Source organism: Arcanobacterium pluranimalium (assembly GCF_016907845.1).
Taxonomy (GTDB): domain Bacteria; phylum Actinomycetota; class Actinomycetes; order Actinomycetales; family Actinomycetaceae; genus Arcanobacterium_A; species Arcanobacterium_A pluranimalium.
On record NZ_JAFBCS010000001.1, the window covers coordinates 944,762 to 959,861 of the forward strand.

At 54.8% G+C, this 15,100-nt stretch carries 12 protein-coding genes and 1 pseudogene; 5 read left to right on the forward strand and 8 right to left on the reverse strand.

Translation table 11 applies throughout. From position 1 onward, the window contains the following. Positions 1 to 53 precede the first annotated feature (53 nt). The 6 genes from purN to JOD55_RS04045 form a co-directional block, all read right to left on the reverse strand. Positions 54 to 680 carry a phosphoribosylglycinamide formyltransferase gene (gene purN, locus JOD55_RS04020; protein ID WP_204398799.1) on the reverse strand — a complete coding sequence of 209 codons (627 nt, stop codon included), beginning with the start codon at positions 678 to 680 and terminating at the stop codon, positions 54 to 56. Continuing rightward, a complete protein-coding gene (purM, locus tag JOD55_RS04025; RefSeq protein WP_204398800.1) occupies positions 677 to 1,735 on the reverse strand; it encodes a phosphoribosylformylglycinamidine cyclo-ligase in 1,059 nt (352 codons plus the stop codon). Before purM ends, purN begins: the two co-directional genes overlap by 4 nt. Positions 1,736 to 1,756: 21 nt before the next feature. Beyond that, positions 1,757 to 5,599, reverse strand: coding sequence for a phosphoribosylformylglycinamidine synthase (locus tag JOD55_RS04030; RefSeq protein ID WP_204398801.1), 3,843 nt, complete (start codon positions 5,597 to 5,599; stop codon positions 1,757 to 1,759). A gap of 109 nt (positions 5,600 to 5,708) precedes the next feature. Further along, entirely contained in the window at positions 5,709 to 6,197 is a 489-nt protein-coding gene (gene purE, locus JOD55_RS04035; RefSeq protein ID WP_204398802.1) for a 5-(carboxyamino)imidazole ribonucleotide mutase, read from the reverse strand. A 201-nt stretch (positions 6,198 to 6,398) separates the two neighbouring features. Next, a complete protein-coding gene (locus JOD55_RS04040; RefSeq protein ID WP_204399702.1) occupies positions 6,399 to 7,280 on the reverse strand; it encodes a phosphoribosylaminoimidazolesuccinocarboxamide synthase in 882 nt (293 codons plus the stop codon). 78 nt (positions 7,281 to 7,358) lie between these two features. Next, complete coding sequence (locus JOD55_RS04045; protein WP_204398803.1) at positions 7,359 to 8,276, reverse strand: ROK family protein; 918 nt, start codon at positions 8,274 to 8,276, stop codon at positions 7,359 to 7,361. Here JOD55_RS04045 and JOD55_RS04050 point away from each other — a divergent pair. The 3 genes from JOD55_RS04050 (at position 8,275) to rpsI (ending at position 10,481) form a co-directional block, all read left to right on the forward strand. Then, a complete protein-coding gene (locus tag JOD55_RS04050; protein ID WP_204398804.1) occupies positions 8,275 to 9,270 on the forward strand; it encodes a tRNA pseudouridine synthase A in 996 nt (331 codons plus the stop codon). The genes JOD55_RS04045 and JOD55_RS04050 overlap by 2 nt on opposite strands. Positions 9,271 to 9,514: 244 nt before the next feature. After that, on the forward strand, positions 9,515 to 9,958 hold the full coding sequence (gene rplM / locus JOD55_RS04055) for a 50S ribosomal protein L13 (protein WP_204398805.1): 444 nt from the start codon (positions 9,515 to 9,517) through the stop codon (positions 9,956 to 9,958). A gap of 34 nt (positions 9,959 to 9,992) precedes the next feature. Then, entirely contained in the window at positions 9,993 to 10,481 is a 489-nt protein-coding gene (gene rpsI / locus JOD55_RS04060; protein ID WP_204398806.1) for a 30S ribosomal protein S9, read from the forward strand. Between the two features lie 480 nt (positions 10,482 to 10,961). Here rpsI and JOD55_RS09090 read toward each other — a convergent pair. Beyond that, positions 10,962 to 11,702: pseudogene (locus tag JOD55_RS09090) on the reverse strand (IS30 family transposase). Positions 11,703 to 11,776: 74 nt separating this feature from the next. Then, complete coding sequence (locus tag JOD55_RS09320; protein WP_204398809.1) at positions 11,777 to 12,169, reverse strand: helix-turn-helix domain-containing protein; 393 nt, start codon at positions 12,167 to 12,169, stop codon at positions 11,777 to 11,779. A gap of 397 nt (positions 12,170 to 12,566) precedes the next feature. Between JOD55_RS09320 and JOD55_RS04080 the strand changes: the two genes are divergently transcribed. Both JOD55_RS04080 and glmM read left to right on the forward strand, forming a co-directional pair. Further along, a complete protein-coding gene (locus JOD55_RS04080) occupies positions 12,567 to 13,589 on the forward strand; it encodes an L-lactate dehydrogenase (protein ID WP_338022192.1) in 1,023 nt (340 codons plus the stop codon). Positions 13,590 to 13,744: 155 nt separating this feature from the next. After that, a complete protein-coding gene (gene glmM / locus JOD55_RS04085) occupies positions 13,745 to 15,079 on the forward strand; it encodes a phosphoglucosamine mutase (protein ID WP_204398810.1) in 1,335 nt (444 codons plus the stop codon). Positions 15,080 to 15,100 lie beyond the last annotated feature (21 nt).

Consider the following 15,100-nt stretch of genomic DNA (forward strand, 5'->3'; position numbering starts at 1 on the left):
GCGGGTTACAGGTGGGGTATAGGCGGACGTTCAGTCATCACGTCGTTTTCTGGTTATCGGTTGCTTGCGTTGCTTTCATTCAGCATGTTCGCTGCGATTTGGGCGACGACGCGCGGGTACAGCGTGTGTTCGATACGGTGGATTTCCGATTCAAAATCACGTAAAGATGCTCCGTTGATTGGCACTACCTGCTGCGCAATCACTTCGCCAGTATCCATACCCACATCAACCCAATGGATTGTTACGCCCGAATCTACACCATCGCAATACGCGCGAGCGATAGCATTCAAACCGGGGTAATTGGGTAATAGCGAGGGGTGAATATTGAGCACTCGCCGCTCAAAGACTTCCAGGAACTTTGCGCCGAGTAGCCGCATAAAGCCAGCTAATGCAATGAGCTCAACCCCGTGCACGTATAGCTCGCTGATCAGGGCTTCTTCCCATGCCTGCGCATTGGGAAAATCCCGAGGTTGGATCAGTATGGCCGGCACGCCAAATTCTTCCGCAACCGCAATTGCTTCACAATCGCGATCACAAATCAGAACCACTGGCTGCGCAGCGCCGAGCTGCTGGTTGCGTGCAGCTTGGCAGATTGCCCGAAAGTTTGTGCCTTTACCTGAGGCGAATACGCCCAGCGCGATAGCGCGACCAGCCGGCTGTAGCTGATTACCCGCCGTCATACCAGCTTAACTCCGCCAGACTCGGTAACCTTACCAATGACGTAGGATTCTTCTCCGGCCTCGTTCAGTGCACGTTGTGCTGCCTGCACGTCGTTTGGATCGAGAGCGATCACGAATCCAATGCCCATATTGAATACGTTGAACAGTTCCGTTTCCGAAAGCTCGCCAAGTTGGGCCACGACGTCGAAAATCGGCAAGCTAGGCCAGGTGTCGCGCGTGATTTCGTAACCCAGATCGCCGTTCATTCGTGGAATATTTTCAAAAAAGCCGCCACCAGTAATATTGGCCATGCCATGTGGCTGCACCGTCTTGAGCAGGTGCATTACCGGGCGCACATACAGCTTGGTGGGAGTTAGCAGCTCTTCGCCAAGTGGCTTGATCAGCCCATCAAGCTGGGAATCAACAGTGTATTCGTGATCGGTGAAGAAGATTTTACGCAGCAGCGAGTAACCGTTCGAATGTGGACCAGACGAAGCCAAGCCGAGCAGTACGTCGCCTGGTTTTACTTTCTCACCCGTGATGATCTGCGATTTCTCAACAGCCGCAACACAAAAACCTGCAATATCGTAGGTGTCGGGTTCATACAGATCATTCATTTCGGCCGTCTCGCCCCCGACGAGCGCGCAGTCCGTTTCTTGGCAGGCCACAGCTACACCGTGCACGATATCGGCCACGATCTGTGGATCTGCTTTCGGAATCGCCAGGTAGTCAAGGAAGAACAGCGGTTGCGCACCTTGCACTACCACATCATTGACGCACATGGCGACGGCGTCGATACCGATTGTATTGTGGATTCCAGTTTGGAATGCGAGAAAGAGCTTGGTGCCCACGCCGTCGGTTCCTGATACGAGCACAGGTTCGCGATAACCGCGCGAGCTGAGGTCAAACATGCCGCCGAATCCACCGATTCCACCCATGACCCCTGGTGTTTTGGTCGCAGCTACATCTGATCGAATGCGGCGAACTACCTCATAACCACGTTCGAGATCAACCCCTGCGGCAGCATAAGCTGCAGCTGCGGCAACCTGTGGAGTGTGTTCCTTGTTTTCTTCCACTGTATTTTCCTCCGTCGTGATTTAGTTGAGGTTTTCGTTTTGACGCGCACGGCCTGCGCAGTAGCGCACTGCATTGCCAAAAATGTCTTGGATGGCGATATTAGGGATGTTTTTCATCAGACCTGGGCGGAAGCGCTCGGGGTGTCCCATCTTTCCAAGGATACGGCCATCAGGGGAAATGATACCCTCGATGGCGTAAGCTGAGCCGTTGGGGTTAGCTGGAGCGCACGCCGTCGGCACTTCGTCGGCATCAACGTATTGGAACGCAACTTGACCTGCAGCGAACAGCTCGCGCGCCGTCGTCTCGTCTACCGCAAATCGCCCCTCTCCGTGCGAAACCGGAATACGGTGCAAATCGCCAAGCTCAAAGCTTGCCAGCCACGGCGACTTAACCGTGCTCACGCGGGTGGTTGCAATGCGCGATACGTGCCGCAGCTGGGCGTTGTGAGTCAAAGTAGGTGAGGATTCAGTGAGCTGAGCGGGGTCGCCATAGGGCAGGAAGCCCGACTTCACCAACGCTTGGAAACCGTTACAAATTCCCAGCACGAGGCAGTCGCGAGCTACAAAATCTTTCACAGCAGCGGCCACATCTGGGCTGGTCAAGAAGTTAGCAATGAACTTGGCAGAGCCGTCAGGTTCGTCTCCGAGCGAGAAGCCGCCCGAAATAGCCAAAATGTCGGCGTGACGAAGCTTGTCGATGAAGCTCGCGGTGTCCTGCAACAGCAGGTCAGAGGTGATATTCCTGATCACATGGAACTCAGTGGTAGCACCAGCTGCTTCGAAAGCTTCTGCGGTGTCATATTCAGAGTTCGTACCTGGGAAAACCGGCAAGAGCACGTGAACCGGGCGCTGCGGTGTGAGCGCCTCTTGCGTGCCGCCAGCAGCAGTTTTCTCAACCTCGTGTGCCTTCAGCTCGCGAGCAAATGCGGGCAACTCTGCGGCCTTGTGCGCATTGATCGGGAACACTTGCCGGTATCCACTTTCGAGCGCATCTTGTGCTTGGGTGTATTCGACCAGCTCATCGCCTAGTTTTATTCCTGCGACGCCGGTGTTTGTCGTTCCGATGAATGCGAGCGTGACATCGTTTCCGGCGTCGGGCAATGTGGTGCCGCGTGGCACAGCAATAACGATGCTGCCGAGCGCGGTATCGAGGAGGTTATGCTGGGCAAGTGCGTCCGCATCAAGTTCAATACCGACGTTATTGCCAAGCGCCGACTTAACCAGCGCTGCCAAAGTTCCACCAGAGGTAGTTGCGCGGGCGCTGCGGATCAATCCGAGGGTGTTCCACGAACGGAGCGCTGCGAAATGAGCGCGCAACTGCGGGTAGTTCGGCGATCCATCTGCGCAGGCATCGTGCTGCAATAGGTAGAGGTCAAGTTCTTGAGCTGGGAGCGTGGCACTGAGTACGTCCTCGGCGTCGGTCACTGCAACGGCGAAGCTCACGAGGGTAGGTGGTACGTGGAGTTCGTCCGAGTAAGAACCGGACATCGAATCTTTGCCGCCGATTGCGCCTACGTTGAACTCGTCTTGCGCTTCCAGTAGGCCAAGCAATGCCTGCACCGGCACACCCCAGACCTCAGGTGTGGTGGGGCGTTGGAAGTACTCTTGCACGGTCAGCCAGGCTTCGGTGACGTCAGCACCCGCAGCTGCGAGGCGTGCTAGGGCTTCAACTACAGAATATGCACCCATCAAATACGGGGAGTCGTCAGCCAATTCAGGCGAATAGCCTGCTGCCATGATCGAAGCTGTTGATGTTCCTCCAGGTACCGGAAGTGTTTGCACTGAAACGTCTTCGGCCGATTTTTGGGTGGCACCGCCGTAAGGCATCAGCACTGTGGAACGGCCGATACTAGAATCGAACTGCTCAACCATCCCTTCCTGGGAGCCGATATTGAGCTGGCGCAATACCTCCAACACAGTCTCACGATCAAGCTGTGGGGCCTCAGCGCAAGCACAATCGCAACCGCAGGCCGATTGGGAGCTGCTGGCACCGGCGTCGTCGCCCTCAACAGGCTTCGGATCACACAACACAACTTTCTGGGTGCGATGGGCGCCGTTGGTATTGAGGAACTCGCGCGAAAGATCGAGCACTTTCTCCTCGCCAAAATACATGCGCAGCCGGCCAGTATCAGTGACTTCCGCGAGCGTCACAGCCTCTAGATTCTCCTGCTCGGCGGCTGCGATAAAGGCCTGTGCATCGGCGGCATCGACCACGACGGCCATGCGCTCTTGAGACTCAGAAATAGCGATCTCCAGCGGATTCAAACCCGCGTACTTCAACGGCACGCGGTCAAGATGAATATCGAGGCTATCGGCCAATTCGCCCACTGCCACAGCCACGCCACCAGCGCCAAAATCATTGCAGCGGCGGATCAGCTTCGCAACGTCGGCGCGGCGGAACAAGCGCTGAATCTTGCGCTCATTGACCGGATTTCCCTTCTGTACCTCGGCGCCGGAAGTCTCAAGCGACTCTTCATCGTGAGCTTTCGAAGAGCCTGTTGCTCCACCGATGCCGTCGCGGCCGGTACGTCCGCCGAGGATCACGACTACGTCGCCCGGGCGAGGTTCTTCGCGGCGCACGTTTTCAACTGGCGCGGCTGCCACAACAGCACCGAGCTCCATACGTTTTGCCACGTAGCCAGGGTGAACGTACTCGCGCACATGTGTTGTAGCTAGGCCGATCTGATTGCCATAAGAGGAATAGCCAGCGGTGGCGCGGGTGGAAATATCGCGCTGAGGGAGCTTGCCGTCAAGGGTGTGCTCACGAGCTGTGGTGATGTCGCCAGCACCAGAAAGGCGAAGCGCCTGGTAAACCCAAGAACGTCCCGATAGTGGATCGCGAATGGCACCACCGAGACACGTGCTTGCGCCGCCATTTGGCTCGATTTCGGTTGGGTGATTGTGGGTTTCGTTTTTGAACATGAGCAGCCATGGCTCTTTGCCATGCGCCGTTTTCACATCGACGAATACCGAACAAGCGTTGATCTCTTCGGAAACCTCTTGGGAGTCAAGATCGCCGCGCCGGCGCATATCGCGAGCTGCGATAGTGCCCAGATCCATGAGAGTGTGCGGCTTGCTTTCGCGCCCACAACGTCCGCGCAGTTCGTCCCAACGCTGGAGGAGGCGGTCAAAATTGGCGGCAAAGCGAGCTGAATCATTGCGGATTTCGATGAGTTCGGTGCCGAAAGTGGTGTGACGGCAGTGGTCAGACCAGTAGGTATCGAGAGCTGCGAGTTCAACTTCGGTAGGTACGCGCTGCTCAGTGCGGAAGTGCTCCTGAATGAGGGCGAGATCTTCAAAAGACATCGCCATTGAGCGGCGAAGTCGCAGATCCTCGAGTTGCTCAGCGTTGAGTTCGAGGAAATCTGGGAACTCGGTCAAAGGCTTGACCTGAGAAACTGGCGGGAGCGCAAGCTCGTCGAACTTCTTTTTGCCTGCTTCAACTGGGTTGATCAGGTGTGCAGTGATTGTTTCGAGAGCTTCGCTGCTCAAATCCTCATTGAAAACGTAGAGGTGAGCGGAAAAAATCTGTGCCTGTGTGCCTGGTGAAACCAGCCCCAAAGCTTGGATTGCAGCGTCTGCGCGCTGATCGTATTGGCCCGGTAGGAACTGGACGCCAAGGTGAGGGCGGCACAACAGTTCTGCAAGAGATTCGGTGGGAACGACGTCGTCCACCCGTGGATCGCGCAACACAGATGCTGTGAGCTTGTCGATCTCAGCTGCGGTGGCGTTGAAGACGTCGTAGACGTTGTAAACGGCGAGGTCACGCACGCTCACGCCACTAAGAGTGTTCAATGTGTGCGTGAGCGCGCGTTCTTCAGCCCGAAAATTCGGCTTTCTGCGGATCAACAAACGCTTATCCATAAAATAATTCCTTCATGTGTGAGTGCGCGATCGCGCAGATTCTAAGCCGCAGGTTATGAGGTGTTTCGAGCGGTTAGCTCGGAAAACGCGTTTTGAGGCAGAGGGGGAATTAGTCGGTGATGACCGACTGATCGAGCACCTTCTGCGTCTGGTTTGCGCGGAATTCCTGGTATGCCTGGTTGATGGCAGGATCGGAGAGCGCAATGACGGATACCGCGAGCAAAGCGGCGTTATATGCTCCGGTTCCGCCAGTTGCAGTGGTGGCAACTGGAATGCCGCGTGGCATCTGCACAGTCGAAAGCAGGGAATCTAAACCACCTGCGAGGGAAGTGCGCATGGGCACGCCGAATACTGGCAGGTGCGTGTGGGAAGCGCAAACGCCGGCAAGGTGTGCAGCGCCGCCTGCACCTGCGATAACGGCGGCAAACCCACGGTCGGCGAGGCCCGAAATAAATTCTTCGACGGCGGCCGGAGTGCGATGCGCAGACAGAGCGCGCATCTCATATTCGATACCGAATTCTTCAAGCACGTTGCGAGCTTCATTCATTGCTTCGAGATCGGAGCGAGATCCCATGATAATTGCAACTTTTGCGGTCATGATGACTCCTTAGCTGATTTTCTTGCACAGATCGTTGATATTCGTGCGCAAGTTCGTTGGTGTTCGTGCACAGGCTTATTGATGTTCGCGCAGCGGGCGAGGGATACGACGTGAGATCGTGGGTGGGTCACCGCTGCGATTGGCCGGGATGGCGGAACGCAATGACTGACCGCCTGCTAAAACGGGCAGGCGGTCAGAAAATTAAGCGTTCCACGGTGTGCCGGTGAGACGCTCGTATGCGTCACGGTAACGTGCAGCGGTATTGTCGATCACGTCTTGTGGCAAGGCAGGGGCTGGCGGAGTCTTATCCCAGTCGAGAGTCTCGAGCCACTCGCGCAGGAACTGCTTGTCAAAGCTTGCCTGTGCGTGTCCTGGCTCCCAGCTTTCTGCTGCCCAGAAACGGGACGAATCGGGAGTGAACGCTTCGTCGCCAAGTGTGAGAACGCCGTCGAGATAACCGAATTCGAACTTGGTATCTGCAAGCAGAATGCCGCGCTCGCGTGCGTAATTCGAAGCTTCAGTAAAGAGCTGCAGTGATGCAGATTCGAGCGCTTCGGCAGTTTCGGTGCCGACGACGTTGCGCAGCTCAGCTACGGAAATATTGATGTCGTGGCCGTTTTCTTCTTTGGTGGACGGCGTGAAAATCGGTTCTGGCAAGGCGTCGCCTTGTTTGAGACCGGCTGGCATTTTCATGCCATTGATGGTGCCGTCTTTTTGGTAGGACTTCAGCGCGGAACCTTCAAGGTATCCACGGACGATGCACTCTGCGTTGACCATCTCGAGCTTGCGCACGAGCATTGAGCGGCGAGCGAGATCCTGAGTGTAATTGGAAAATGGCTCAGGGTAGTCGGCCGGGTCAACCGAGATCATGTGGTTAGGAATAATGTGTTCCAGTTTCTTGAACCAGAATGCGGAAATGCTGTTGAGGATGCCTCCCTTGTCCGGGATGGTCTCTTCAAAGACGACGTCGAAAGCGGAAACACGATCCGTCACGACGATTAGCAGATTCTCATCTAAGTCATAAAGGTCGCGGACCTTACCTTGGGAGAGAAGGGGAACTTCAGTTACTGGGCTGTGTTTCATTAAAGTCACAAAAATACCCTAGTAATTGCCGCCAACGATTTCTTGTCTGTATTGAATCGCGGACGTTTTTTATACGGATTATGAGACGCTTGAGATTTCTGAGGAGGGAGTGAGAAGCTCCCAAGCGGCATTTCCGCCCATAAGACCAGCAGAATTGTCGATGAAAGCCACAGTTTGTGCCGGAGGTCCGAAAATCTCGTTTTTCGAGACGTTCAGCTTCTCGCGCACCTCAGCGGTGATACGCGCAGCGTTGCCGCCACCAATATACGCCCGCTCCCACCGGAAAACCGGCCAAAGTGCCATAACAGCATCGTAAACGCGGTCAGACCACTGCTCATCGCTGAGAAATTCCCGCGCATGCTCACCTAACACCTCGTCGAACGTGGAACCGAGGAAAGGTGCATGCGACATCTCAATATGCGGCACAAGCGTTCCGTTGACGAAGAAAGCACAGCCCAAACCAGTGCCGAGCGTGAGTACTAACTCACAACCATAGCCGCGGATAACAGCGCAAGCCGCCACTTCGGCGTCGTTCACAACTAATGCTGGCACGCCGAACTCGTTGACGAACAAGGCCTCGGCGTCCAGGCCATTCCACGCTTGCGCGAGCTTGGCGTCGGCGCGCGAATGAGGCCCGCGCTCGCGAATGTAATGAGGGGTAAAGACCACAATTCCTGCGCGAATCACGCCGGGAAGTCCAACTGTAATGCGCTGAAAATCAGGGTTTCCGAGCGTCGTGATCTGCTCACGCAAAATTGCCACGAGATCTTGTGGGGTGAAAGGGTAGGCAACGGCGGTGCGCACGGGAAGCGTCGTCGTCTCCCCTTGGCTATTGACGACGGTCGTTTTGATTCCACCGCCACCACAGTCCACACAAAGTGTGTGGATATCACCAGCGCTATCAGAACTTTTTGCAGCCAAAATCGTGTCGTTCGTCGTCGTGAGTATCGGCGGCTTTTTTGATCGTTCGTCGTGGCTGTGCAATGCTTTTCCCATGACGACGACAGTATCGCAAAATGTGCGCTTAAGGCTGGATTTAAGCTACCACGGTGCTCAATTCCACGGTTGGGCTAAACAGTCGGGCTTGCGTACTGTGCAAGGTGAACTGGAAAATGCGCTTGCAAAAGTCCTGCGTACGAGCGTAGAACTCGTTGTGGCGGGCCGTACAGATGCCGGTGTGCACGCCGCTGGGCAGGTGGCGCACTGTGACGTGCCCTATGAGCTGTGGCTGGGTGTGCAAGGCAGATCAAGTCTGCCGCCGGAAGTTGTGTTATGCCGTCGCGTCAACGCGGTGCTCTCGCACGGTTGCTCGGGAGTGCGAGGCTATAGTGACGTAGTGTTACGCAAAGTGTCGCGTGTTTCGCCTGAGTTTGACGCGCGTTTTTCGGCGCTGTGGCGCTCTTATACGTATCGCATTGCCGATGGGGTTGAGCTGTGGGATCCGCGTCGCACGGACGTGCTCTGGCTGGATTACCAGCTCGACGTTGATGCGATGAATCGTGCTGCGCAGCCGCTGCTAGGAGAGCATGATTTCCTTTCGTATTGTAAGCCGCGCGAGGGGGCGTCTACCGTGCGTACGCTGTTGGAATTGGATTTTCGTAGGGGAGACGACGGCGTTTTGCTTGGCTTGGCGCGTGCCGATGCCTTTTGCCATTCTCAAGTGCGCACGCTGATGGGGACGCTCATCGAGGTTGGGCGAGGCGCACAAGGGGAGGACTTTCCCGCGCGTCGTCTGGAAGAAAAAAGTAGGTCAAGCCATGTGATTGTGGCGCCGCCGCACCCGCTCACCCTAGAAGCCGTGGGGTATCCGGCTGAATCTGAATATGGAGCGCAAGCGCGGGCGGCGCGCAGATTCCGTGGCGAATCCTCTGGTGTGCAAGACGGTGGTGGGCTTGCTGAACAAGGTGTGGACGGGCGTGCTGAACAGGGCGTGTATGAGCGTGCTGAACAGGGCATGGGTGGATACGGCTGTGACGACTGCGATCTCTAATTGAAACTAACGGAATGAATCGGCTCACAGCGCATGCTTGCCCTTTGACGGCTGTGGGTCAATGCGATTAGAGTTGAGTAATGTTGTGCAGCTTGTGCGTTGGCGCTATCCCACTCGCCGCGTTCATGGCACAGCGATGAAATATCTTGACCATTGGACTGGTTGAGGATGCGTTTGATTTATAAGCCATAACCTCGCGCATTCTTAATAAGAAGTCCACTATGAAGAAACGAAGGCTACGCAAGTGCGCACGTATTCACCGAAGCCCGGCGACGTAGAGAAGAAGTGGTACATCATTGATGCTACCGACGTCGTTCTTGGCCGTTTGGCAGCTCAGGTTGCCACCCTGCTCCGTGGGAAGCATAAGCCGAATTTCGCTCCACATGCGGATACTGGCGATTTCGTCATCATCATCAACGCTGACAAGGTCGCGTTGACCGGCTCGAAGCGCGAGCAGAAATTTGCTTACCACCACTCTGGATACCCAGGTGGTTTGAAGGCAACATCCTACACCGAACTTCTTGCAGTTAACCCAGAGCGGGCTGTGCAGAAGGCGGTTGCTGGCATGCTTCCAAAGAACACTTTGGGACGTCAGCAGCTTTCCAAGCTCAAGATCTACCGTGGTGCGGAGCATCCGCATGCTGCTCAGCAGCCGGAAGTTTACGAGCTCAAGCAGGTCGCACAGTAATCCGGAATGAACCGGACAGATTTTAAGGAGAACCGTGGCTGAGACCACCGTCGAAACTGAAGAGCTCGAGGAGACTCTGAGCTCGTATACTAGCGAGAGCGAAGCTCCGCAGACTGGTCAGGGTGCATCCTTGACCGCACCGGGCCAAGGCCTTGGTCGCCGTAAGGAAGCCATTGCCCGCGTCCGTCTCATTCCTGGAACCGGCGAATGGAAGATCAATGGCCGCACGCTGGAAGAATACTTCCCGAACAAGCTGCACCAGCAGCTCGTGCACTCCCCATTTGTGCTTCTTGACATTGAGGGACGCTTTGACGTTGTTGCTCGCATCAACGGCGGCGGCCCATCGGGTCAAGCTGGTGCATTGCGCTTGGGTATCTCCCGCGCGCTTAACGAGATCGACCGTGAGGCAAACCGCCCAGCTTTGAAGAAAGCTGGCTTCCTCACTCGCGATGCTCGCTCCGTAGAACGTAAGAAGGCCGGCCTCAAGAAGGCACGCAAGGCTTCGCAGTTCTCGAAGCGCTGATCATTCAGCACTCGAAGCGCTGGTTATGCGATTCGTAAGGTGCTTAGGCGGTTAGTGAAGTCGCTTAGGCGGTTTGCGAAGTGATTCAGGTGGCTTGCGAAGTTGCTTGGGTGGCTCGCGCGTGACGCTGATCAGTGTAAAGCCGATTATTCGGTTACAAACTTGGGTGGCTCGTCCCGTTGGGACGAGCCACTTTTGTATGCGGCGGGTGTGGAGGCTGACATATGTGAGGTTAAAGGTCAAAGGCCGGAATGTGTGGGTGTTTGTCCTGCGTGTGGGCGGGCTGGGGATGGTGTGCTTGGCGTGCGTGTTGGAGCGTTGGGGGTGATCTGCTTGGCGTGTGTATTGGCATGCGATTGGCCTGCTCACCGCCGTGCGTGGTGTCGAAGCGTGGCGTGTATGGCGGGGCTATGAAGGGTTCGATCTTGCGGATTCCAATATTTTGGAGCGGTTTTCGCAACATCTGCACATATGGTGGTGTCAAGTGGTGAGTGTAATGTTGAGGGCTTCTGCTGGTGTGTACCAGTTCAGGGTTTGTCGTGGTCTGATATTGAGTAGGTGTTGCATGTGTGCGATGTCTTCGTCGGAGATGGTACGGAAGTCTGTTTCTTTAGGATAGAAATCGCGTATCAGACCGTTGGTGTTCTCGTTACTATCACGCTGCCAGGGAGAATGAGGATCACAAAAATATACTTCACACCCACTCGCGAGAGTGAAACGGGCATGTTGAGCCATCTCAGCTCCTTGATCCCAGGTCAGACTCTTACACAACTGCTCAGGAACAGAACGCATCATATCGATGAGCTGGTCTCAAATCGTTGTCGTGTCATGAAATCCTTTGACTTTCTGCACCATCGTGAACCGAGTCGTTCGCTCAACAAGCGTGATCAGAGCACTTTTATGATTCTTACCGATCACGAGATCTCCTTCCCAATGACCAGGAACAGCCCGATCACCAGCCTGGGCAGGACGAGACGAGATATGGTGACCATCAAGACAAGGACGATCCTTACGAGCAGGTAATTTCGAGACCGCTATCCTTTTCGTTCTCCCTGAACGTAAAGCTTTATCAACCCTTAACTCCTGACGCAAACTTCCCCGACCTTGAATATAGATAGCCTGATAAATAGTTTCACCACTCACGTGCTTATCTTCATCTAACGGATAAAGAAACCGCAACCGGTTTTGTATCTGACGTGGGGAGTAACGCATATTCAACATCTACACAACCACAGCACGCAATGGCATACCCGGACCAAGCTTAGAACGTTTCGGACGCGCTCGACGCTCATGAGTTAAACGCTGGCATAAGCAGGAAAATACCCCGCCTGATCACTATTACGACGTAACTCAGGCGAGATCGTTAACGGATGAACACCAAGACAAGACGCCATACGAGCCTGAGACCATCCCTGAGCACGTAAAACACTAATCACACGACGATTTCCAAGATCAAGACGAGTACCATGACCATGCCTTAACCGGTGAGCACTATCAACATAACCAACAACACGCTTCTTACGAGTGCGGCGATCAACATCAATAACCATGCCAGACATTCTCGCCCATACACGAACACTCGAAGCAGCCCTAGCCATCATCCGAGCAGTTCCTTTAACCCCATACCCACGCTCGAGTAACTCCAACGCATACAACCGCTCACCCACACCCGAATGCGAACGAACCATGAACACAACACCCCTTCTCACCAACAAAGAAACATTGCACTCACCATCTGACACCACCAAATATCGAGATGTTCACAAAAACACACCAAAAACGTTGGGGTCGGCCGGATCCCACAGGTTTTGCCGAATATGTGTGTACGTTATATGTAAAACGTCGGGTTTTGCTGGGGTGGTTCGTGCTCATGCCCAGGTGTGCTGTGTTTAAAACGTTGAGGTTGTCAGGGGCCCACGGGTTTTCCGGATCGCCACTCCCTTGCGCCATGCCGGATCACCATATGCGCGCCGTTGGGCTGGCCTTATGTGCAATATGAGGTGATTCCACCTACAAAGGGCAACGAATAATTGCTGAACAGGTAGAATCTTCGTAGATAAAGAACCGCACAACGATCGGAGAACTGTGGCTACGAAGAAAACCAAAACTGCGCATATCACTACCAAGCACTCGAAGATCATCCTCATCGGCGATGGGGCAGTGGGCTCAAGCTATGCATATGCGCTGACTTTGCTAGGAGTCGGACGTGAACTCGGCATCATCGACATGAATGTTGAGAAAGCAAAGGGCGACGCAATGGATCTGGCCGACGCTCTTTCATTCACCTCTCCAAAGAAGATTTACGCAGCTACCTACGAGGACTGTGCTGATGCTGGTCTAGTTGTGATTGCGGCAGGGGCAGCCCAGAAGCCTGGCGAAACCCGCCTCGACCTTGTTGATAAGAACCTGCGCATCTTCCACGACATGATCTCCCAGGTGATGGCATCGGGCTTTGACGGCATTTTCCTTGTAGCAACCAATCCAGTCGATGTGCTAACTTACGCAACCTGGCGTTTCTCGGGACTTCCCTCGAGCCGAGTGCTCGGCTCGGGCACTGCCCTGGATTCAGCTCGTCTGCGCCAAGAGCTGGCAGAGCTGCTTGATGTGGACGCTCGTAACGTTCACGCCTACATTATGGGTGAGCATGGCGATTCAGAGTTCCCTGTGTGGTCACACGCTAATGTGGGTGGCATGGCGCTGAGCGAATGGATTATGCGTAATCCAGAGACGTCTTCGGCTGCGCTCAAAGAAGCTTTCGAGAACGTGCAGCAAGCCGCTTACCGTATTATTGAGGCAAAAGGCGCAACCTATTACGGCATTGGCGCTGCGTTGGCGCGAATTACGCGAGCTATCCTATCGGATGAGAACTCGATTCTCGCCGTCTCCGGTTATATGAATGGCGAATATGGATTTGACGATCTTTATATCGGAACTCCTGCCATTGTGGGAGCTGACGGCATTAAGCAGGTTGTTGGTATTCCATTGGAGATGACGGAACACGAAGCGATGAGAGCCTCAGCTAAACTATTGAAAGATACAATTGAAAAGTCTTTCGCTAAATTGGAAGAGGACCTGGGCGTGAAGATTCCAGAAGGAAAAGTTGAATAGCTCGCTCGAAGCAATACAGCAATAACTGTAATGCAGCAATACTGCAATCGAGCGATACAGCAACATAGCAGCACAGCAACAAACCAACGAAGCAAATCAGCAGCACACTAACTAAGCTGACGATAGATACCCAACGAATACTGCTAAGGAATGAGATGTCACGACTATTTGGCACCGACGGCGTGCGTGGGCTTGCGAACAAAGAGATCACGGCCGACTTTGCCCTTCAACTAGGCGAAGCAGCCGCGCGCGTGCTCGTTAACAAAAAAGGACTCAAGCATCGCCCGCGCGCAATCATCGGGCGTGATACTCGCCAGTCGTCGGGTATGCTTTCACACGCGTTAGCAGCAGGTTTGGCTAGTGCTGGTGTGGATGTCGAGCATGTGCGAGAGATCCCGACGCCGGGCGTCGCCTACCTGACCGCGGAAGAGGACTACGACCTCGGCGTCATGATTTCTGCTTCGCACAACCCGATGCAAGATAACGGCATCAAATTCATCAACTCCAATGGCTTCAAGCTTGACGACGCCATCGAGGACGAGATCGAGGCAGTGCTCGGCCAAGATTGGGATCGCCCTATTGCAGCAGCTGTTGGTGCTATTAGCGAGAGTGCAGAGGTTTCGGATCGGTTCTACATGGATCACCTGATCAAAATCGGCGGGGATCTACACGGACTTCGCATCGCTTTGGACTGCGCAAATGGTGCCGCTTCCGACGTCGCCCCGCGCGTTTTCCAGAAGCTGGGCGCGGACGTCGTCGTTATTAACGCTGCTCCGGACGGTAAAAACATCAACGACAACTGCGGCTCTACCCATCCGGAACAGCTGCAGGCGCTCACTGTTGCGACGAAAGCCGATTTTGGTTTCGCATTTGATGGCGACGCCGATCGCTGCCTTGCCGTCAATCACAAGGGCGAACTGGTGGACGGCGATCAGATTATGGGCATGCTAGCTGTGGCGATGAAAGAACAAGGGCGCTTGAAGCGCAACACTTTGGTGCTCACTGTGATGTCCAATTTGGGCCTGCATCTGGCCATGAAAGAAAAGGGTGTCAAGACGATTTCCACCAAGGTCGGCGATCGTTACGTGCTCGAAGAAATGCTCGCGAAAGATTATAACTTGGGTGGCGAACAGTCTGGCCACATCATCAACCTTGACAACGCCACTACCGGCGATGGCACCTTAACTGCTGTGCTGGTAGCTACCGAGATTGCTAAGAGTGGAAAGACGCTCGAGGAGATGGTCTCGTTTATCAAGCGCTTACCACAGACTCTCATCAATGTGCCGAATGTGGACAAAAACGGCGTGGACGCAGTGGCTGCAGAAGTAGCGAAAGTGGAAGCTGAGCTTGGAGAAACGGGACGCGTACTCTTGCGTGCGTCTGGCACCGAGCCGCTCATTCGCGTGATGGTGGAAGCGGCTACCCAAGAGGAAGCCGATCAAGCTGCACAGTACCTCGCTGACGTGGTGAAAGATAAGCTGAGCCTCTAGTTCGCGTGCCAGATACACAGC